Source organism: Streptococcus sp. 449_SSPC (assembly GCF_001073005.1).
Classification (GTDB): domain Bacteria; phylum Bacillota; class Bacilli; order Lactobacillales; family Streptococcaceae; genus Streptococcus; species Streptococcus salivarius_F.
In genome coordinates this window covers 89,012-110,781 of record NZ_JVGR01000021.1, presented here as the reverse complement: position 1 = coordinate 110,781, position 21,770 = coordinate 89,012, and the positions used below count along the sequence as shown (strand labels likewise).

Annotated in this window: 13 protein-coding genes and 1 pseudogene; all 14 read right to left on the bottom strand. The window is 40.1% G+C overall.

The window, feature by feature from the left end; all coding sequences use genetic code 11:
- Positions 1-61: 61 nt before the first annotated feature.
- The 14 genes and pseudogenes from nth to ADH51_RS03940 all read right to left on the bottom strand — a co-directional run bounded on the left by nth (position 62) and on the right by ADH51_RS03940 (position 21,750).
- A complete protein-coding gene (gene nth, locus ADH51_RS04005; protein ID WP_013990728.1) occupies positions 62-706 on the bottom strand; it encodes an endonuclease III in 645 nt (214 codons plus the stop codon).
- Entirely contained in the window at positions 706-1,404 is a 699-nt protein-coding gene (locus tag ADH51_RS04000; protein ID WP_004182658.1) for a DnaD domain-containing protein, read from the bottom strand. The genes nth and ADH51_RS04000 overlap by 1 nt, the downstream gene beginning before the upstream one ends.
- 71 nt (positions 1,405-1,475) lie before the next feature.
- Positions 1,476-2,420, bottom strand: a complete 945-nt coding sequence (gene metA / locus ADH51_RS03995; protein ID WP_013990730.1) for a homoserine O-acetyltransferase MetA — start codon at positions 2,418-2,420, stop codon at positions 1,476-1,478.
- Positions 2,421-2,592: 172 nt separating this feature from the next.
- Positions 2,593-3,111 (bottom strand): adenine phosphoribosyltransferase, encoded by a 519-nt coding sequence (locus tag ADH51_RS03990; RefSeq protein ID WP_002890753.1) that lies wholly within the window; start codon positions 3,109-3,111, stop codon positions 2,593-2,595.
- Between the two features lie 118 nt (positions 3,112-3,229).
- Positions 3,230-5,431: a single-stranded-DNA-specific exonuclease RecJ gene (recJ, locus tag ADH51_RS03985; RefSeq protein ID WP_048674572.1), complete on the bottom strand. Its 2,202-nt coding sequence runs from the start codon at positions 5,429-5,431 to the stop codon at positions 3,230-3,232.
- Between the two features lie 310 nt (positions 5,432-5,741).
- On the bottom strand, positions 5,742-6,146 hold the full coding sequence (locus ADH51_RS03980; protein ID WP_014634313.1) for a GNAT family N-acetyltransferase: 405 nt from the start codon (positions 6,144-6,146) through the stop codon (positions 5,742-5,744).
- Position 6,147: 1 nt separating this feature from the next.
- Positions 6,148-6,858 carry a class I SAM-dependent methyltransferase gene (locus ADH51_RS03975; protein WP_014634312.1) on the bottom strand — a complete coding sequence of 237 codons (711 nt, stop codon included), beginning with the start codon at positions 6,856-6,858 and terminating at the stop codon, positions 6,148-6,150.
- 11 nt (positions 6,859-6,869) lie between these two features.
- Positions 6,870-7,637 (bottom strand): SDR family NAD(P)-dependent oxidoreductase, encoded by a 768-nt coding sequence (locus ADH51_RS03970; protein ID WP_014634311.1) that lies wholly within the window; start codon positions 7,635-7,637, stop codon positions 6,870-6,872.
- Complete coding sequence (gene rnz / locus ADH51_RS03965; protein WP_002884122.1) at positions 7,637-8,566, bottom strand: ribonuclease Z; 930 nt, start codon at positions 8,564-8,566, stop codon at positions 7,637-7,639. Before rnz ends, ADH51_RS03970 begins: the two co-directional genes overlap by 1 nt.
- A 31-nt stretch (positions 8,567-8,597) precedes the next feature.
- On the bottom strand, positions 8,598-9,239 hold the full coding sequence (locus tag ADH51_RS03960; protein ID WP_021144310.1) for a hypothetical protein: 642 nt from the start codon (positions 9,237-9,239) through the stop codon (positions 8,598-8,600).
- Positions 9,232-10,470 (bottom strand): GTPase HflX, encoded by a 1,239-nt coding sequence (hflX, locus tag ADH51_RS03955; RefSeq protein WP_048674669.1) that lies wholly within the window; start codon positions 10,468-10,470, stop codon positions 9,232-9,234. Before hflX ends, ADH51_RS03960 begins: the two co-directional genes overlap by 8 nt.
- A gap of 377 nt (positions 10,471-10,847) precedes the next feature.
- A pseudogene (locus ADH51_RS03950) lies at positions 10,848-12,017 on the bottom strand (FtsW/RodA/SpoVE family cell cycle protein); the annotation flags it as partial.
- A gap of 140 nt (positions 12,018-12,157) precedes the next feature.
- Entirely contained in the window at positions 12,158-16,957 is a 4,800-nt protein-coding gene (locus ADH51_RS03945; protein WP_048674563.1) for a glycoside hydrolase family 70 protein, read from the bottom strand.
- A 236-nt stretch (positions 16,958-17,193) separates the two neighbouring features.
- Positions 17,194-21,750 carry a glycoside hydrolase family 70 protein gene (locus ADH51_RS03940; protein ID WP_048674560.1) on the bottom strand — a complete coding sequence of 1,519 codons (4,557 nt, stop codon included), beginning with the start codon at positions 21,748-21,750 and terminating at the stop codon, positions 17,194-17,196.
- Positions 21,751-21,770 lie beyond the last annotated feature (20 nt).

The window sequence follows — 21,770 nt, the reverse complement described above, 5'->3', positions numbered from 1 at the left end:
TTACTAGTTTGTAACAAATTCTTACAGTTGTAAAAAGCCGAAGAAAATCACATTCTTCAGCTTATTTCTTAGTTGTTTCTTTATAATACTTACAATAACTTTGAAGAGGACAGGTCTGGCATTTCGGATTCTTAGCTAAGCAATGATAACGTCCAAAGAAAATCATACGGTGATGGCTGATAATCCAATCCTTCTTTGGGATTTTCTTCATCAATTCTGCTTCGATTTCCTCTACACTAGCATCCTCTGGGGCGATATTTAGCCTTTTGGAAACACGTGAGACGTGCGTATCTACTGCAATCGAAGGAATGCCATAAACCTCAGCTAAAACCACATTAGCCGTTTTTCGTCCCACACCAGGTAGACTTTCCAATTCCTTACGCGTTTTCGGAACCTGTCCATCAAAATTCATTAAAACAGCTCTAGCAGTCTTGATGATGTTCTTTGCTTTATTTTTGTATAGACCAATCGTTCGCAAACACATCTCAACGTCATCAAGATTAGCCGAAGCCAAATCCTCAATTTCTGGATAACGCGCCCACAAGCCTGGTGTAATCTTATTAACAGCCTTATCAGTTGTCTGGGCCGATAAAATAACAGCAACTAATAGTTGGAAAGGAGTTTCCCACTCCAGCTCTCCATGAGCATTGGGAAACATCTCCCCCATGAGAGCTAGAGCCTCATTAACACGTTTTCTTCCTAACATTATTGGCCACCCCATAATTGACGGGCTGCATCCATACCTGTTTTGAAGTCATCCGAAACTTGGTGATGGTGCTTCTTACCTTGATGCTCCAAACGACGCTCTTCAACTTGAATTTTCGTCGTAATACCACTCAATTTCCAGTTACGCAAAACCCCTTTGATGTAATTCCAATTTGTCTTGCGGTTAAATACTGCTTCTTTCAAAGCCTCACGGATAAGTTCAGGATCAGTATGTTCTTCTTGGATTTCCTTGTTTAAATCTTCGATAACCATAGGATTCAAGATTCCCAAAGCTTGTTCTAACTCATCTGTTAATTGCTTGATGAGCTGTGTATTTGTTGGCTGACCAACGACAGGCCCGGTCGTTGTCTTTTCATTGCTCACTAACTTATCCAAAACTGCCAAGGCAGGTGAAGCATCTACAACCATCTCAATTTCATTATTAACCTTAATAGTCGTGAAGTCAAGGAGTCCAGCCTCAGTCAATGTCGTAATACTTTTATTAACCTCAGTTGGTGTCTTTCCAGTTGCTTGCGCTATTTGACTAGAAGCTACTTCTCCAATCTGAGTTGTCGTCTGTAGATAGAGAAACTGCCAAACGAGAAAGTCATCCGCAGATGGGAAAATATCCTTAAAGTGGAAAAATAAAGCATTAGGAAGGACCAGATTGCCTGATCGATACTGTTCAAAAAAACTCATATTTACCTTTCAGAGTAGCTAGACACCCCAAAAGTCTTTATGCGCTCACATAAGTCTTTTGAGAATGTCTACTACAAATAACCGTAGAATGAAAAATCGTCTTCCAACTCTTCTAAACGATAAGGTGTTTCTTGATATACCGCATAGTTAATCCAATTGCTAAAGAAAGCAGATGCCGCAAGATTCCAACGAAGTTTAGGCTCCTGACTTGGATCATCCTCTGGAAAATAGTTTGCTGGTACGTCTGGATTAATCCCTGCATCCAAATCTCTTCGGTATTCTCTTGCCAGAGTATCACGGTCATATTCAAAATGACCGAAACTATATACTTCACGAAGATTCTTACTTGCTAAAATGGATAAACCAACCTCTGGTCCTGACACAACAATGTCTAAATCCGTCTTGTCTTTAATATCCTCGAGCGTAACCTCAGTATAGCGTGAGTGTGGTGACACAAAGCTATCATCAAAGCCATTCATAAGGAAGTTTTCAGGCATGTCAACAGTTTGTTTATAGATTCCAGATAATTTCTCTGACAATGGAACCTTGTCGACTCCATGCTTATAATAAAGACCTGCTTGAGCTCCCCAACACAGATGAAGGGTTGAATAAACATGCTTTTTAGACCAATCAAAAACTTGTGTTAATTCTTGCCAATAATCCACTTCCTCAAATGGCATTTGCTCAACAGGTGCACCTGTTACAATGAGACCATCATAATACTTATGCTTAATTTCATCAAAAGTCTTATAGAAAGTTTCCATATGTTCGGCATGTGTATTTTTTGACTTATGACTAGCCATATAAAGAAACTCGACGTTAATTTGAAGTGGCGTATTAGCCAAAAGACGTAGTAACTGAGTTTCTGTCACTTCTTTAGTTGGCATAAGATTTAGGATTAAGACCTCCATTGGTCGAATATCCTGGCTACTAGCTCTGTTCTCATCCATGATGAAGACATTTTCCGAACGCAATACATCAAGAGCTGGTAACTTATTATCAAGTTTTATAGGCATAACAATATCTCCATCCTTATTTATTCTATCTTCATATTATAAACCGGGGAGGTATTGTTATCAAATATATATTTTCTCTAGTTAGCTATAGCTTTAAACTATATTTAGAGGCCACCTTTGTTTTAAAAGAGTTAAAAAGGCCCTAAGGCCTTTTGTTAATTCATAGATAGATTTATCCTGGGAAGTTCATCAATACTTTAGTATCGTAACCTTCAATAGCTTTACGTCCATTAAGACCATCAAGCTCAATCAAGAAGGCACAGCCAGCAACGACTCCACCTAGGCGCTCAATCATTTCAATTGTAGCTTTAACGGTACCACCAGTTGCCAAAAGGTCATCAACGATAAGTACACGTTGACCTGGTTTGATTGCATCAGCATGCATACAAAGTGTATCGACACCATACTCTTTTTCGTAATCTGCTGAAATCACTTCACGTGGCAATTTACCAGGTTTACGAACTGGAGCAAAGCCAATACCAAGTTCAAAAGCAACTGGACAACCAACGATGAAACCACGCGCTTCAGGACCAACAATCATGTCAATCTTCTTATCAGTCGCATACTGAACGATTTCACGGATAGCATAGCTATAAGCATTTCCATCAGCCATCAAAGGACTAATATCACGGAAAGTAACCCCTTCTTTAGGGTAGTTTTCAATAGATGCAATATAATCTTCTAATTTCATTTGTTCTTCCTATAGGCTTTTCGCCAAAAAAATATTTACATACCATTATAGCATGAATCTTCAGATTTAGAAAATGCTAACCCTCATTTCGAGACGAATCCTTTGGATTCAGACTCCCCTACTTATAAAGCCAGTCATAAATTTCCTGTGGTGTTCCCAAAGCCATAAGTTCTTGGAACTTAACGAGTCGTTTCAGATCTTGGAAAATCTGACTGTCCTCAATCACACGTTTTTCAGCTTCTTTATTGACTGTCATAACACCATTATCAATAGTCACAAAATCCAATTCATCAAAGATTTGAATCATCTTAATCAGGAGAATCTTGTCGATTTTAAGGTAATGACTGAGTTCATCCAGTTTATAGCGGACATCGAATTCTGGGAATTGGTAAATGGTTTTATAGAGCCTTGCAAATTGCTCTCTTGTTCCATAACCTGTCAGATAATAGGCTTCCTTAATGCTATTTTTAAAATAGATAGCCTGAAAATCTTTACCTTCAAACCACTCTTTTAATTCTGTCGCTGATTCAGGTAGGGTGTTGAGGACAACCGCAGGCTCTGTGTCTGCTGCTTCTTCTACCGATGGTAGACCTTCAGGCAGTGACATGTTTTTTGATCGAAAATCAAATAATTGAACACCATCCACACGCGCATCTTCTAGCATGAGCTGTAGCGTTGTCTGTCCATTCCAAACATTAACAGACAAGGTCACTGCCAATTCCAAACCTTGAGCTTGTTGAAATTCTTGAAGCAGATTACCTTTATTAAAAGCGACAACGTCAAAGCTATCCTTGCCTTGCTTCACCTTAAACTTAAGATGGACTCCATTTTGTCCCATTGTCCTAGCTTGAGTAACGGTAATATCATGTAGCCAAAAGACTGGCTTTTTATTATCCATACCAAAAGGTGCTAGTTTTTCAAGGCTCTTAATGGTATCCAAGCTAAGCTCGCTGAGTTGAAGCTCCTCGTCTAAATTAAGTGTATTTTTAGTGCTTGTATCGATGTCATTGTCATAGACATAATTGCACAAAATATCTGAGAGTTGACCAAGATTTTCCTCCGGAAGGGTCATCCCAGCCGCTCCAGCATGTCCTCCAAAAGCAGTAAAGATGTCTCGGTGGTCATCAAGGGCATGGAAGATATTGATAGATTCCAAACTACGGGCTGAACCCTTTGCCAAGCCATCTTCAATATTCAAAACCACTACTGTCTGGCTGATTTGCTCCATGATGCGCCCAGCCACAATACCTAGAACGCCAGGATGCCAACCTTCCTTGGCTAAAACTTGAACTGGTTTGTCCAAGTCTACCATGGTCATAGCTTCGTCAAAGATTTTTTGAACAACTTCCTTACGTTCTTCATTTTTAGCATTGATTTCCAGAGCAATGGCTTGAGCTTCCTCATCGTCAAACCCGGTCAGTAGTTCAATGGCTGGATTTGGATCATCTAAGCGTCCCAAGGCATTGAGTTGAGGAGCCAGTTTGAAACCTACCGTTTCTTCGGAAATTGTTGTTGGGTCCACATCTGAAATGCGGAGCAATTCTTGAAGCCCAATACGCTCAGTAGTCTTGAGAATTTCCAGCCCGACCTTTACCATAATACGATTTTCATCCGTTAGGCTAACCATATCAGCAATGGTACCAATGGCTACCAAGTCCAACATCTCTGTAGGAATAGTTTCAAGGAGGGCAGTTGCCAATTTGAAAGCTACACCACAACCTGCCAAATACTTAAATGGATAATCAGCATCTGGATGCTCTGGATGGACAATGGCATAGGCATCTGGAAGCTGTGCCGGCATACTATGGTGGTCTGTAACGATAACGTCCACACCTTGCTCTTGCGCATAAGCAATAGCTTCATTACCCGCTACTCCATTATCCACTGTAACAATGAGTGAAATGCCTTCCTGCTCAATGAAATACTTGTAGACACTTTCGTTTGGGCCATAACCATCTGTAAAACGGTTAGGCAAATAGACTCGAGCCTCAGCGCCCATCATTTCAAGGGCTTCCTTGACAATCGATGCTGATGTCATCCCATCCGCATCATAGTCTCCATAGACTAAGATTTGCTCGTAATTTTCAATGGCCTGACGAATCCTAGCCACTGCCTTGTCCATATCATGAAGAAGATAAGGGTCATGAAGATGTGATAGATCAGCCTTAAGAAAGTCTTCAAGGGCTTCTTCTGTCGTCACGCCACGTTCATAGGCAATCTTGGCTGCTGTTTCTGCCAGCCCATGTTCTTTGGCAAGTTTAAAAAAGCCAGCATCTGGCTCTTTTGTGTTTATTTTCCAATCATACGTTGATGTAATCATGTTTTTATATTTTCTCCCTGTCATCTAGTCTATCTATTATATCATGAATAAATTTATCATAGTGGATAGAAGCCTAAGTTTCCTAAAAAGAGAATGGAAAACATCGTAAGTTGCTTAGACTTGCGGTACATTTCCAATCAAGCCCTGCTTTTCTAGACAAAATAAAAGACTGAGTATTGCTCCTTATTTGACTTATGTTTTCTCAGATATTCCTTTCTTCTCTTCCTTTTATATAACTCAATTCTACTATCACTTTCAAGCAACATAAGGAAAAGCAAGAAAAAGATTCCCTATTTGGAAATCCTTTACATCAATATTTATAAATCATCCCTGTACAAGCTTGCTCTGAAAGTTCGACAAAGCCCAGAGATTGGTAAAAGGCTAGATTTTTCTCGCTACGATCAGTTGCAAGGAGCTTTTGATAGACATTGGGGAAAGTCCCTAAAGCCTCTTCTAAGAGTTTCGTTCCGATGCCTTGGCGTTGGTGATCTGGTCGCACCAAGAGGTCCTGTACAAAAATGACAGAGTGGCCATCTCCTACCAAGCGAATGTAGGCTACTAACTCTTCCTCATCATAGACTGCCAACTGCCAGAGACTGGCTTTGACAGCTTCTTCTAGCATAGCTGGGTTGTTGGTATAATTGGTCCAACCGACTGAACTGTACAGTGCGAGTAGGTCTGTCATCTCTGGAATCTCTTGTTTGTACTCTAACATCTTAACTCCTTTTTAATCTATAGTGCTGGAAGAAGGCGATATCCCGATAAGGGGACTCTTGGCAGACCGCCAGCTCCATCTTGAGCATAGACTCTCGCCATCCCTCTTGGTCTTTGAAGCGATTATCCTGCAAGGCATAAAAGACACGGATTCCTTGGTAGTCTTTATTTTCAAGAGCTAGATTTTCTATTACTGCATCTAGATCATAGGCTTGAGCCAAACCCATGGAGTGGGTTTCCAGATCTTGGCCTGCTAGTAAATCGAGGGCCTTCTGAGTATCATTTTCAAAGACGACGGTCTGTAGGACTCGGCCGACTTCATTGTGCTTGACGATAGAGAGCAGGCCTCCTGGTTTCAAGAGGCGGATGAATGCCTTGAGAACAGCCTTGCGATTCTCTACATACTCTAAGACATTGTGGCAGAGAATGACATCAAAGCTAGCATCCTCAAAGCTTTCTAACTGATCCAGACTCCCGACTAGTTGCTGATATGGGTAATCCTGGGTCCGCAAGGCTACCATTTCTTCATTGGGTTCTATAGCTAGAACTTGATTTTCTTGAGCCAAGTGGTTGGCCACAAGGCCAAAGCCACTGCCAAAATCAAGAACTCGCTTACCCTTGATATCCTGTAATTGGTCAAAAAGAATATCATAATAGATTTGACCCCAGGGTTGCTTGAGATTCTCTAAATACGCTTGGATATTTGCGGCCATCTAGTATCCTCCTATTTGTAGTTAAACACATTGGTAGCTAGTTTGTCCGAGATGCGTGGAAATAGCGTATATCCTTTGTGGGCAACTGATAAGAGTCGTGGTAGATTGACTTCACGTTTGTTTTTACCCAGAATACGGACAATCTTTTTAGCCACGTATTTAGGACTAAGGACAAACTTCTTAACACTTTCAAGATAGGCTCCAGAGGGATCAGCTTGATCAAAGAAGCTTGTCTCAATTGGACCAGGATTGACTGTAGTCACATAGACTCCTTTATCAGCTAGCTCCAGACGCAGGGCATCTGAGAAGCCAATTACCGCAAACTTTGTCGCTGCATAGACACTTGAGTTGGCTGTCGCAATTTTCCCCGCCATACTGGCGATGTTGATGATATGGCCATGGCCTTGCTCCACCATTTTCTCAGCCATCAGACGTGAAAAGGTCATCGTTGCAAAAGTATTGATATCAAACATATCACGTACTTCTTGGCTAGTGTAATGATCATAAGACTTGAATTCACCGAAACCAGCATTATTGATAAAGGCATCAATACGTCCAAATCGTTGATAGAGATAATCGACCATTTCTTTAATGGCACTGTCGTCTCTAAGGTCAATGGCAAGGCAAGTTTTATTTTCAACATGGCGATAACATTTCTCAAGTTTATCCTTGTCTCTTCCTAAGAGGATAATGCCATCACTGGGTGAGAGCTGCTTGACAATTTCTTGTGCAAGCCCTCCTGAAGCACCAGTAATAGCGATAATACGTTGTTTAGCCATTAAATCTCTACCTCTTCTAGGTCACGAACGATGTGGGTGTTTTCGAAAATTGTTTTAGCATCTGCTGCCATCTTACCGATATCACGCCCTAAGAAACGTGCTGATACGTGATTTAGAAGAAGACGTTTAGCTGACGCATCTTTAGCGACCTGTGCTGCTTGCATGTTGGTTGAATGCCCATGGCTCTTGGCAATTTTTTCGTCACCTTTACCATAAGTAGACTCGTGCACCAAGACATCTGCTCCCAAGCCAAGACGAACACTGGCATTCGTCTTACGAGTGTCACCTAAGATAGTGATAACCTTACCTTTCTTAGGTGCGGAAATAAAGTCCTTGGCAATGATTTTTGTTCCATCTTCAAGGACCACATCTTGCCCATTCTTAATTTGACCAAAAAGCGGACCAAATGGTACACCTGCTGCTTTAAGGGCCTCAGCATCCAAGGTTCCTTCAAGATCCTTTTGAACCACACGGTAACCAATACAAAAAATGGTATGATCCAACTTATCTGCATAAACAGCGAACTTGTCATTTTCCATAACCAAGCCAAGCTTATGCTCATCAATTTCCTTAAAATGCACATGGTAAGGGAGGCGTGTTCCAGAGGTACGAAGACTAGTCATAACATATTGTTTAATGCCGACTGGACCATAAACCTCTAAATCTGTTTGTTCTTCACTCGATTGGAAAGAACGGCTAGCCAAGAAACCAGGTAGGCCAAAGATATGGTCTCCATGCATATGTGTGATAAAGATTTTTTTAACTTTACGAGGTTTGATTGTTGTTTCTAAAATCTGACGTTGGGTACCTTCTCCACAGTCAAACATCCAGACCTCATTGATTTCATCGAGTAACTTCAGAACCAGACTCGACACGTTACGGGCCTTGGAGGGCTGCCCGGCACCCGTCCCTAAAAATTGTAATTCCATGACTTCCTATACTTTCTATCTATCGTTCTTCTTATTTCTGGACAATATAAGCCAGGCATTCACGCTGAGCAAAGCCATAATAAACAGTTTGCCCTTTATATTGAGACAAAAGTTCCACTAATTCGTCTTGATTGAAGCTAGCCAACTTAATGACATTTCCCTTCAATTTAGTTACACGACTAAGTAACTGTGTCTCAGGTGTTAACTCTTCCAATACTTCTTCATCAAAATCAACCTTGGTCATCTTAATTTGAGTGCCTTCAAGATAAACCTTATACTGCGGGAAAACTTGAGCAAGCTCAAACAAAATGCTAGCCGTTGGAACCTCTAAATGCTCGGCAAAGACTAAGGCCACCTCATCAGCATTTTCATAGCAAAATCCATAAGATTTTCCTGACAGATTGAGACGAATAAAAGGCTTGTGCTCATCAAAAGATGGTTCAGGGTTAAAGAGGTTCAACTCCTTTGAAAGGTCCAAATAGTATTCCGTCGCTGCTTCAGGAGATTGTTTTTGGTAAATCTCTGCAAAATAAGCATTAATCACGCTTGGTGGTGGCGTAATGAAAGCCAATTTTTGACTGTCAGAAAGGTCTGACAAGGTATTTTCTAAATAGACCTTATCTAAACTTGTAAAACCACCATATTTTAAAGCTAAATCCATATAATCAGTCATAAAATTCTTCCAATTTCCATTTATTTTTCGGTGAAATATAACCTGTAATTTCTTCCACTTCTGTCTCAAAAGTGTAGCTATCTAGCAAGGCTAATTGACTCAATTGATAAAGTTTATAAGCTTGATTCTGATGTACCTTAATACTAAAAGGTTCAAAAATCTGTTGAATTTCGTCAATCAAGAGTCTTCTGAGGGCCTCACGACTTCCCTTGTCACGTGCTGAGAGGCGAACATTAGGAAAGACTGTAGCTACTAGATTATCAGCTACATCCATCTTATTGTAAATTGCTAGACGAGGGATATCAGTCATGTCTAAGTCTTTGAGAATGTCTAAGACCACCTTTTCATGCTCTTCGTGATTAGGATCACTCGCATCAATGACATGCAAAAGAAGGTCCACATTACGACTTTCTTCAAGTGTTGACTTAAAGGCAGCAACCAATTCTGTTGGCAAGTCCTGGATAAAACCAACCGTATCTGTCAAGGTCACTTGAAACTGATCCTTTAAGTAAATTTTCTTAGTCGTTGCATCCAAGGTCGCAAAAAGTTCATTAGCCTCATATTGCTTATCATCCGTCATAAGGTTCATGATCGTTGATTTCCCAGCATTAGTATAACCAATCAAACCAATTTTAAAGGTACTTGAATCAACACGCTTTTCGCGAATGGTTTCTCGGTTCTTCTCAACAATTTTTAACTGGCGTTCAATATCAGCAATCTGGTTACGAATCGAACGACGATTAAGCTCCAATTGACTTTCACCAGGTCCACGGCTACCAATTCCCCCTGCTTGACGGCTGAGCATAATCCCTTGACCAGCTAAACGGGGCAACATGTATTTTAGTTGAGCTAGGTGAACCTGAAGTTTCCCTTCATGGCTTCTAGCCCTCATGGCAAAGATATCCAAAATTAATTGCATACGATCAATAACTTTTACGCCAAATGCTGCTTCAAGATTTGTATTTTGACGAGGCGTTAAACGGTTATTAACAATGACTGTAGTAATCTCATCCGCATCCACCATGGCCTTGATTTCTTCTAATTTTCCTGAACCCACGAAAGACTTACTATCATAGCGTTCACGTTTTTGGGTATAGCTAGCTACAACCTCTGCTCCTGCAGTTTTGGCAAGACTGGCAAGTTCCTCCATTGACATGTCAAAATGCTCTGTTTCTTGCAATTCAACACCTACTAAAATAGCACGTTCTTGCTGTTTGGCTGTCTCTATCATAGCAAACCCCTTTTCAAAATAGTCAACTTCTATTATACCACAGGCAGGAGCAAAGAAAAGGTCACAGACCTTAATTTTTTTCAAAGAAAAACAAGTTGGATTAACCAACTTGCTTCTTCTTAATGTTTACGTGTCGGTTTCTTTTTCGAACCCTTACGACGCTTCCCTTGATGAATGCTTGGCGTATTTTGAGAAATGGTTTGACGCATTTTCTCAGTGGCCTTATCAACCTTATCTTTAGCCTTGACCAATTCTTGAGAGGCCTTGGTAACGCTCTTCGAAGGCTTGTTTTTCTTAGACTTGCTCTTAGAAACAGGTTGCACTTGACTAGTTCCAGACGTACGCATACGACGAGACATAGCCAGGAGAATTTTATTTTCCTCGTTGAGGTTAGTCTGATAAGCCATTGAAAGCACCAAACCAACACCAATCAAGTTAGAGATGAGCGATGATCCCCCTTGAGAAATGAAGGGCAAAGGAATACCTGTCAGAGGAAGAATTCCAACTGCCGCCCCAATATTTTCAAAAATATGGAAGACAATCATCATGATAAAGCCTGTCGAAATAAAGGTATAAAAACGGTTGTTAGATTTGAACGTCACTCGCAACATGCGGTAAATAAGGAAGAGATAGGTTAAAAGAACCAATCCACCGCCTACCAAACCAAAATCTTCCGCAATGACTGTGAAAATCATGTCACTCTCACGAACCGGTACGTTCAACTCCAGATGATTAAAGCCTTTACCATAGATTCCTCCAGTACCAATCGAAATCATCCCTTGTGTCTGTTGAAAGGCGATACCATCTGCATAAGTGAAAGGATCCAACCAAGCTGAGATACGGTTAATCTGGTAGGTTTGCACCCCCATCTTGAGCATGGCTTCCTTACCCCAATCTGTAGTAAATACCATTACAAACAAGGCTAATCCTGTTGCAAAAGCTAGAACTACCGGCAAGATAATACGCCAGGATATCCCCGAAACCACTACGATACCGGCTAAAATAGCCAGAAAGACTAAGGCAGTCCCCATATCTCCTTGAAGAACTAGTAAACCTAAAACAGGGAGTGTGACTGCAACATATTGGAAGAGCAGTAACCAGTCATCCTGAAGGTTGGTCACTTCCTTACCTTGTTTAGCCCAAACACCTATTCTCGATAGGAAAAGGATGTAGGATATCTTCATAAATTCAGACGGTTGAAAAAGGGTAACTGATCCAATGCTTACCCAGTTTTTCGCTCCCGTCGAGGCTACCAAAGCAGGGGAATAGAAAACGAGAGGTAGAACCATAAGCCCCAGACCGAAAATATAGAGCCAGGGGGTTACCTTCCAAAGAAACTCTGTATTAAATAACATGACAACAAAAGCAAGTACTGAACCTAGAAAAATCCATAGTACTTGCTGGGACATGACTTGCACAAGATTCTTTGGGTAATCAAAATTAGTCGCTATAAATATCGAAACCAAACCAACCAGTAGCAATATAAGGACTGGCAAGAGAATCGAGTAATCTATCCGACTTTCAATAGTATTTTTTGACTTAGCCATGTTTACTCCAAAATAAAGATTTAGCAAGAGTTATTATACCACTTTTTTGCCCAGACAAATGACCTGAATGTATAAAAGTTAGACAATTTTTTACGAAAAAAGCAACCACAAAAGTGATTGACTTCTTTCATTCATTAATCTTAATTTGACACGTAGCCTTTTCCTTGAGCATTGAAGTATACCCATTGCCCTGAAGGAATTTTAACCCAACGATTAATAGCCTTTTCCCCTGTATGAACATCATAGTAAGAGATTGAGCCATCAGGATTCGCAGCTGTTGCACCTTTCACTTGCTTACCAGTTTGGTCAAAGTAAAGGTTTTGGCCGTTGATCGTCTGTTCGCCAACAACAAGTTCACCTTTGGCATCAGCATAATACCAGTTGTTGTCTCCAGTAGTGAAGAAGGTTGATACTAACTTATTACCAGTAGCTCCATGGTAGTATGAACGGCTGCCATTCGCATTTGTTGCAAAGTCACCTTTAACCTGTTTACCATCAGTAGCAAAGAAGAGTTTTTGACCGTTAATCACTTGAGCTCCTGTAACGACATTTCCCTTATCATCAGCATAATACCATCTATCATGACCGGTAGTGAAGAAGGTTGATACCAATTTATCACCAGTATTCCAATGGTAGAATGAACGACTACCGTCAGTGTTCATTACGAAGCCACCCTTAACTTGACGACCATTTGCATCAAAGTAGAGATGTTGACCATTGATAATCTGAGCACCTGTGACATTACGTCCATGTGAATCTGCATAGAACCAGTTGTTGTCCCCTGTAGTATAGAAGCCTGGTGTATGTGCCTTAGTCACAACACCCTTAGCATCGATATTAAAGGTTTGACCATTAACTACTAGTGATGTATCCACAAGTTTCACACCTGTAATGGCATCGTAGTATGAAGTCGTTCCATCAGGATTGTTCACGAACTCACCTTTAACTTGTTTACCTGACTCATCAAAGTAGAGCTCGTCACCATTGATGGTTTGCGCACCACGAAGAACATCACCTTCGTTATTTGCATAGTATGTAGCATCACCAACTTGGAAGAAGCGGTTCTTAACTTGAACACCTTTTTCATTGAAGTAAAGGTTTTGTTTACCTACCTTAGTAAATCCAGTGGCAACATAGCCCTTATCATTAGCGTAGTACCAATTACCATCTTGTTCAAAGAAGCCTGAGTACTTACGTTCACCTGAATCGCCACAGAAGAACATCAAATGTCCATCTTTTGTAGGAATGAAGATACCTTTAGCTTGGTAACCATTGTCATAGAAGTATTTTTCCTTACCTTCTACTTCAGTCAAACCAGTAGCCATGATGCCACCCTTGAAGAAGTATTGGTAGAATTTCTCTTCCTTACCACTGTCATCTTTAACGGTAACTTCTTTCCAACCAGTTTGAGTCGTCAATTTACCTGACTTACCATAAACCAATGATTGACCTTTGGCATTTTTAATAACACCATCAGTAAACATAACACCATTTGGCAAGAAGAAATAGTTTGAACCGTCGATAGCTTGTTCACCAGTTACAAGGTAACCCTTATCGTTAAAGTAGTACTGTTTGCCATTATATGTCACAAATTGACTCTTAGCTTGAGTACCAGATGTTGTGTAATAAGTTACCCCTGTACCATCATAAGCAAATCCAGTTTTAGCTTTTGTATCACCAGTCAAGGCTGCTGGAAGGAAGGTACCTTTATCGTTAACGGTGAAGTACAATTTACCATCGCTGAGAACGTAGTCAGAACCACGTTTTTGGATATTTGTACCGTTAAAGTACTTAGCTTCCCATTGTTTAATCTTCACAGATGGATCAATTGTCTTACCTGACGCTTCCATAACTTCTTTGAAGATTTCTGGATAAAGTTTTTGAAGTTTGTCGAGGAAGGCACCACCATACTGTGCTTGGAAATCATTTCCTGATGACTTAGTATTTGTCACATAGAGTTTATTAACCAAGCTAGTATCATCAAGCACCTTACCATGTGTATCTGTACGAGTAGCTGTCACTACTTCTTTACCTGGGAGAGTATACAATTGGTCTGGAACCCAGTCAGCAATGACTTGAATACCTTGTTTGTGAAGAGCCTTGAGGGCATCACGAAGGTCTTCTTTTGAACCGTATTTATTATTTTTGCTCATGGCAAAGTCATAACGGTCTGTGAAGGCATAACCATTTTCAATAATAGAATCAAGGAAAGTGCCATCTTTAGATGAGACATATTGAGGTGCAATTTCAAATGACGTAATGCCCCATGACTTGAAGAGGTCTGCATTAGCTGCAATCAATTTATTAGTATATTGACTGTCTTCTTTAACAAAGTCTTGGAAGTTTGAGAAACCTTCGTAAATCACTTGTGCTTCAAGGGCTGCAGAAGAGCTATAAACCTTATCCCCTTCTTTGTAGGCTTTTGTTGATGGTTTAGCAAGAACGTTTTGATCGTCAGTCGCACCTACTGGTACCCAAACTGAAAGGTAACCACTCATATCAACAGTCTTAAAGCCTTTGATTTCATCAGCTGTGAAGACAAGATTTCCTTGTGCATCTGTATATTTAACAATCTTAGTATCTGAATCATTCAATGAGGACACGATACCTTTATCCGTACCAAGCAAGAGTGGACGGTAGGCTTGGTTCTTGTGGGCTGCACCCATATTTACAGTAATCGTTTCACCATCTGCTAATTTCAAATCTGGGTTATTAGCAATAAGGGTCAACATACCAGAATTGCGGCCGTATTTTCCACCTTCTGTATCTGTCTTAGACATCAAATCTTGACCGTAACGGACAGAGACAAGAACTTCTTTGTTGTCTTTAGCAGATGACACGCCATCACCAGCAAGGTTATGGATATAAGATGTTTGTCCACCGGCTACATATTTAGAACGAGCTTTAAGAAGTGTCGTGATTTGGTCAAAGTATGGTGATTTCTTAGCCATGTATTGACCGTTATCAGTATACAAGTCTCCATAATAAACACGTGTTGCCGCACCCATTGTTTGAAGCATCAAAGCATAGGCAGCAGGAATATTTGAATGTGTATATTCCTTATCAACTTTCAACATATCCGCATTATAAATGTCGAAAGCCTGTTTCAATTGGTCTAATGTGAATGTGAAACCATCTGTTGTAGGATCAATTTTCTTACTGATAATGTCTGCGATAACCGTTTGAACTTCTGAGTCGTGTGCACGAACAAAGAGGTAGGTTGCAAAACCAAGTTGATCATATGAGGTAACTTCCGCACGGTTTGAAAGACCAAAATAACCACCGTTAATAAGGTCCTTCATTGATGCATTACGTGCACCTGTACCCTTATTCGTTACCGGACGAGTCAATCCATGAACAATAGACAAACGGAGACCATTATCCATAGAAAGGGCAGCTGTATTGTGTTCGTCAACATAATATGGGTCATTTTGTGACCAAGCTTCAAGAATTGAGATATTAGCAAGGGCACGTGCTTCAGACTCATTGACCTTGTAAGCAGCCTTCATGTATGAAGACACTAATTGAAGCATATCGATGCTGACATTGTCCACAGCATCAACACGGATACCATCGAAGTGAGCATCTTTGTCCTTGTCTCCAAAGACGATTTGTCCCCAGTTCAAGAAGTAATACAATTGGTTAAGCATTTCAGCTTGCACAATTGGGTTTGAGTTGTCGATATCGCTTGAAAGCAAGAACTCATAACCAGCATCACTACCACTCTTGATCTTATCGTTTGCCAAACGACTTGTTGCCGTTTGGTCAAGTTTACGGTAGTCTGAGTTAGCCCACTTCGTTAAATCACTATTAACAAAGAGGAGAGCCCCTTTTTGGAAGTGTTCTTTACCTGGAGATTCAGAGTTAATGTTCCATTTATCTTGGTCTTTAACAAAGGCTTCGATTGACTGACGCAACCAGTCTGTTGACTTATTAGCAGCAATCTTAACCTCAATCTTACGTTGAATGATTTGAGCAGCGGCATTCAAGCTAGCTTGAGAATTTTCAATCGTAAAGACATCTTTTGTTTCTTCACCATTGCTAAGAGCCTTAGTCATGTAGTTCAAGTAAGCTACTTGAGTATCCTTATCAGGCCACCAAGACATCAAAAGTGGACGAAAATCTTTTTCAGTTGACGCTTTCCAAGTTGTTCCTGCTTCAAGGATTTCTTTTGGACGGTACCAACTATCAGCTGTCAAATAACCATCAACAAGTTCAAAGCTTGCCTTTGTTGAATCGTAGGCAGCATTATTTTTTGTAAAATCAGTGACAAGATTTGTTGTTTCTTGTGTAAATGAATATGTTGATGTGCTTGAAAGGGCACCATTCTCATCAAAATAAAGGACCTGACCATTTACAGTAATGGCAAAGTTTTTCTTGTGTGATCCATCTTCTAAAAGATAGTAATATTTACCATCTTTTTCTTTTTTAATATTATCGAGTGAGACTGCAGCTTTAATTTCAGCTTCAGAAAGCTCTTTAGACTTCTCAGTCGTTGGAGCGGCTACTCCAGCATTTGTAGCTACTTCCGATGTTGTAGCTGTTTCTGGCTTAGCTACTACTTCTGGCTTGGCAGTCGTTTCAGGTTTTGCTTCAACCTCTACTGCTGCAGCTCTGTCACTAGTTGTTCCTGAATTTGGTTGAACTGTCGTTTCAGCTGGTTTGTCAGCAGTAATTGCTGCTCGCTCTGTTGTCGTGGCATTTGAAGTATTTGCCACTTCAGTTGTTGCTCCTACCTCTTTTTCAACCACAGGATTTGTATTTTCCCCGACTGTAGTTGTTGAAGGTGATCCATTAGTATTATTTATTTCTTCTGCAGAGGTGAGTGAAGATGTGGCAACACTACCACCTACAATGGTAGCCAAAGCTGCTGAAGCGACAGCCAAAGTAACCCACTGCTTCTTCACTTTATGCAGTTTATAGCGTACTTTATTTTCCATATTCAATTTTTCCCCAATATATTTTTTGTCTTAAAATCTACACCTTAAAGACTTACTTATTATATCATTTTTCACTATCAAAAAAAACTTAATACAACTTATTTTAATGACTTTTTTACCATCTTAATATTAAATTAAAAATCCGTCATGTAAGCGACTTGAAAGGGTATTTTTCAAAAAGAACCTTTTCCTAGAAAATATAAAAAAGAGAACCGAAGTTCTCCTTTTTAAATCAATTAGTTTAGCACTCTAGGTGGGTAAGCAAGACCATTCTTATCAAAGTAAACGTAAACTCCTGGTTGAATTTCTACCCATGTGCTAACAGCTCTCTTACCACTATCACCATAGTAATAGCTGATTCGACCATTGCCAGCACTTACTGTTTGCCCTTTTACTTGTTTACCATCTTTAGCAAAGTAATAAGTATCGTCACCAATTTTAACTTCACCAGTCACTGACTTACCATTAGCACCGATATAGTACCAATTGTTGTCTCCTGTTGTGAAGAACTCATTAGTCAAGCGTTCACCTGTTGCAGCATCATACTTGCTATAAGTACCATCTGCATTCTTAACAATACCACCCTTAACTTGGCTTCCGTCTGCATTAAAGTAGAGGTGTTGTCCATTGATAACTTGAGCACCTGTAACAGTCTTACCATTAGCGCCTGCATAGTACCAAACATTGCCATCAGTTGTGAAGAATTCGTTAGTCACTAGCTCTCCAGAACCTTCTTTGTACTTACTATAAGTACCATCTGCATTCTTAACAACGCCACCTTTAACTTGACTTCCATCTTCATTAAAGTAAAGTTTTTGACCATTGATAACTTGAGCACCTGTAGCGGCAACACCATTTTCATCGAAGTGGTACCATTTACCATCGATGTTCCTCCAAGTGTTCTTGATAGCATTACCAGTATGAGCTTCGAAGTAATAAGTCTTACCTTTATAGGTTGCTAACTTATCTTTAGTTTGGAAACCATCTTCACCAAAGTATTGTGTGGAACCATCGATAACAGTAAGACCTTTAGCCATGACACCTTCATTAGTGAAGTAACGGAATTTCACAACCTTAGATTCATTACCATCTTTATCAGTTTCAGTTACATCAAATTTAGTGTAACCACCCTTGTACATTTGACCTTTATAGTTATAAAGGTAAGTATTACCGTTAGCATCAACATAGAAGGCATTGCTCAACATGATACCATTTGGCAAGAAACGATAAACATCTTTACCATTTGGTGAGTATTCACCATTTGTAACCATGTGACCACGTGCATCAAAGTAATAGGTATTTCCATTGAAAGTAACAAAGGCAGATTTAGCTTGATTACCACTTGTACCGAAGTAAGTGATTCCCTTACCATCATTTGAGAACCCAGTAACAGCCTTTTCATTTCCTGTCAATTGAAGAGGAATGAAGTTACCTTCTTTAGTGACAGTGAAATATTTACCAGTTGCTTCATCGCTAAGTACATAGCCAACACCGCGGTCAAGAACGTTTGTTCCGTTGAAGTATTTAGCCTTCCATTGTTTCAATTTAACAGAATCATCAATTGGTTTACCAGTTGAGATCATGTTTTCCGTGAACATTTTAGGGTACTTAGCTTTAAGTTCAGCTAAGAATTCGCCACCATATTGAGCTTGGTAATCCCTACCTGATGACTTAGAGTTAGCTACATAAAGTGAGTGATCAATGATAGCATCTGCAATCTTACGTCCTGCACCGTCAGTACGAGTCGCTGTTACGACTTCTTTACCTGGCAATTGGTAAATTTGGTCTGGAACCCAGTCAGCGATTGCTTGGATACCCGCTTTGTGAAGGGCTTTAAGAGCATCACGAAGATCTTCTTTAGAACCATATTTATTGTTCTTACTCATGGCAAGATCATAACGATCTGCAAAGGCATAACCATTTTGGATAACTGAGTCAAGGAAGGTACCGTCATCGGCAGATACAAATTGTGGTGCCATTTCAAATGATGTTACGCCCCATGATTTGAACAAATCAACATTTTCAGCAATCTTACGGTTAGTATAGACTGAAGGATCTGAACCATCCGGGATAGTTTGGAAGTTTGAGAATCCTTCGTAGATCAATTGTGAATCATAAGCCTCAGTCGCTTTAAGGGTCAATTCGCCTTCTTTTTTAGCTTCTGTTGAAGGTGCTACACGGATATCTTGATCATCTGAAGCTCCGACTGGAACCCAAACTGCTACGAAACCTGACATATCAAATGTTTCATAACCCTTGATGTCATTAGCGCCGAAAGTCAAGACACCATTGCTGTCTGTTTCTTTCACGTAACCTGCTGCGATTGCCTCTGCATCAGATGTAAAGTTCTTGATACCATCAGCTGTACCAACAATCAAAGCACGGTATTTCTGGTTGGCATGGATTTTACCCATTTCAACATTAAGTTTAGCTGACTCATGCAAAGTCAATTTTGGATTATTCACTACAAGAGTTACCTGACCAGAGGTACGGCTGTATTTAGAACCTTCTGTATCGTCAGCTGTCATGATGTCTTTACCATAACGTACTGAAGTGTAGACTTCACTTGTGCGGTAAAGTTCAACATCTGAATTGTCCATCTTACCATCAGTTGGCAACCAGTAAGAACGTTGCGCTTGTCCACCAGATACATACTTGATACGGTTCTTCATCAAGTTAACGATGGTGTCGTGATATGGTGATTTAGTTTCCATATAGTGACCGTCATCTGTATAAAGGTCTCCATAGTAGACACGAGTGATCGTTTCCATGTTCTGCAACATTACAGCATAAGCTGCAGGGATGTTATTCAAGGTATATTTCTTATTGCTGCTGAGCATGTCTTTGTTGTAAATTTCAAATGCTTGCTTCATTTCAGAATCAGAGATAGTGAAACCATCTGATTTTTTATTGATTTCTTTCTTAATGATTTCAGCAATAATATCTTGAACGTTGTTATCATGGGCACGGATAAAGACGTAGTTTCCTGACGCGTCTCCGTATTTCTCATTGTATTTACCAATTGTAGACTGTTTAGCTGTACCGTCTTCGTTGTAGGCAGTGCTTCCATCTTTGTTAATCCAGTCAGTCTTAAAATCGCGTTGAGTCGTATTGAAAGTATTGTTATACAAAGGACTTACAGCTGGTGTACGTTCTTTGATTGGTTTAGCCAATGAGAAAAGGAGGGCCAAACGTTGTTTATTTTCCATGGCAAGCGCAGCACCATCAGTCTTGTCATTGTAATGGTTGTCGTTAAGACTCCACGCTTCAAGAACTGAGATATGAGCAAGAGCTTGCGCCTCAGATTTATTTACACCATAGTACTCACGGAAATAGTTTGTGTAGAGTTGAAGCATGTCAGCATTGACATTATCTACCGCATCGACACGGATACCATCGAAGTTAGCATCCTTGTCACCCATAACAATTGAACCCCAGTTCATAAGGTAGTGGATTTGGTTCAATTGTTCCGCTTGAACAACTGGGTTAGATAAGTCTACGTCATTAGCAAGCAAGAAGTCGAAGCCACCCATGTGGTTTGGGTCAGACTGCTCATCAAGAACTGACTTATTAATCGTACCAGTCTGGTTAGTAGCCGTACGGTTCAAAAGACGATAGTTAGAATTTGCCCATGGTGTACGTGAGTCATTCACATAAAGAAGGGCTCCACCTTGAAGGTGATCCTCTCCTCCACCTTTTGAATAGTTTTCAGTTTCTTTGTTCCACTGTGGTTGTGTCTTAACAAAGGCAGAGATAGTTTCACGCAACCATTGTGTTGATTTTTCAGCCTGAATCTTTTGTTCAATCTTAACTTGGATATCCTTAGCAGCACGATTTAAGTCTGCTTGCTTATCTGTGCTTGTGTACTTAGCCTCCAAGTTGAAGACTTTAGACATGTAGTTCAAGTAATTAACTTGCGTATCTACATTTGGCCACCAAGCCATCAAAAGTGGACGGAAATCTTCTGCAGTTGATGCTTGCCAAGTCACACCATCTTTGATGATAGAAACTGGACGGTACCAGCTATCAGCAGTCAAATAACCATTAATCAATTCAAAACTTGCTTCAGATGAATCGTAGGCACGGTTATTGATTGAGAAACCATCAACAATATTTGTTGTTCCAGGTGTGAAAGAGTGTGTTGATGAACTTGTAAGGGCGCCATCTTTGCCGAAGTAAAGCAATTGACCATTTACAGTAATGGCAAAGTTTTCTTTGTGTGAACCATCTTCATTAACATAGTAATATTTACCATCAGTGTATTTGATGTTTTTCAAAGAAAGTGCTGCTTCCACTTCTGAATCTTTCAAAGCAGCTTGAGGAGCTTTAACTTCTGTATTAACAACTTCAGCCTTGACGGTAGCTGGCTGTTCTTCTGCTTTTTCAGTTGTAACAGCTGGTGCATCTGTTGTCACAACTGCTTCTTTATTTGGAACAGCTGCCACTGCTACATCAGCAGTTGTTGCTGTTGTAGCTGCTTCAGCTGTTGCTTGTGTGTTCGTTGTAGTCGCTGTTTCTACAGCATTTGTTTCTTTAGCAGGTGTTAAAACATCTGCTTCTTTTGTATTTGTACGTTTATCGGCTTCTTTGGTTGCTTCAGGAGAAGTAACTAAAGAAGCTGTTGTACCTGAATTTGATTGAGTTACTGTCTTATCTTGAGTTTCATCCGCTGAAACTGAAGATGTTGTTACAGACAATCCTCCCAAGACAGTAGCAAGTGCTACAGAAGCAACTGCAATTGTAACCCATTGCTTCTTAACTTTATGAAGCTTATAGTGTATCTTATTTTCCATTATAATTTTCCCCGTGATTT

Excerpts from the sequence above, each read along its gene's own strand:
- nth (WP_013990728.1), bottom strand. The coding sequence starts at position 706 with ATGTTAGGAAGAAAACGTGTTAATGAGGCTCTAGCTCTCATGGGGGAG.
- ADH51_RS04000 (WP_004182658.1), bottom strand. The coding sequence starts at position 1,404 with ATGAGTTTTTTTGAACAGTATCGATCAGGCAATCTGGTCCTTCCTAAT.
- metA (WP_013990730.1), bottom strand. The coding sequence starts at position 2,420 with ATGCCTATAAAACTTGATAATAAGTTACCAGCTCTTGATGTATTGCGT.
- ADH51_RS03990 (WP_002890753.1), bottom strand. The coding sequence starts at position 3,111 with ATGAAATTAGAAGATTATATTGCATCTATTGAAAACTACCCTAAAGAA.
- recJ (WP_048674572.1), bottom strand. The coding sequence starts at position 5,431 with ATGATTACATCAACGTATGATTGGAAAATAAACACAAAAGAGCCAGAT.
- ADH51_RS03980 (WP_014634313.1), bottom strand. The coding sequence starts at position 6,146 with ATGTTAGAGTACAAACAAGAGATTCCAGAGATGACAGACCTACTCGCA.
- ADH51_RS03975 (WP_014634312.1), bottom strand. The coding sequence starts at position 6,858 with ATGGCCGCAAATATCCAAGCGTATTTAGAGAATCTCAAGCAACCCTGG.
- ADH51_RS03970 (WP_014634311.1), bottom strand. The coding sequence starts at position 7,637 with ATGGCTAAACAACGTATTATCGCTATTACTGGTGCTTCAGGAGGGCTT.
- rnz (WP_002884122.1), bottom strand. The coding sequence starts at position 8,566 with ATGGAATTACAATTTTTAGGGACGGGTGCCGGGCAGCCCTCCAAGGCC.
- ADH51_RS03960 (WP_021144310.1), bottom strand. The coding sequence starts at position 9,239 with ATGACTGATTATATGGATTTAGCTTTAAAATATGGTGGTTTTACAAGT.
- hflX (WP_048674669.1), bottom strand. The coding sequence starts at position 10,470 with ATGATAGAGACAGCCAAACAGCAAGAACGTGCTATTTTAGTAGGTGTT.
- ADH51_RS03945 (WP_048674563.1), bottom strand. The coding sequence starts at position 16,957 with ATGGAAAATAAAGTACGCTATAAACTGCATAAAGTGAAGAAGCAGTGG.
- ADH51_RS03940 (WP_048674560.1), bottom strand. The coding sequence starts at position 21,750 with ATGGAAAATAAGATACACTATAAGCTTCATAAAGTTAAGAAGCAATGG.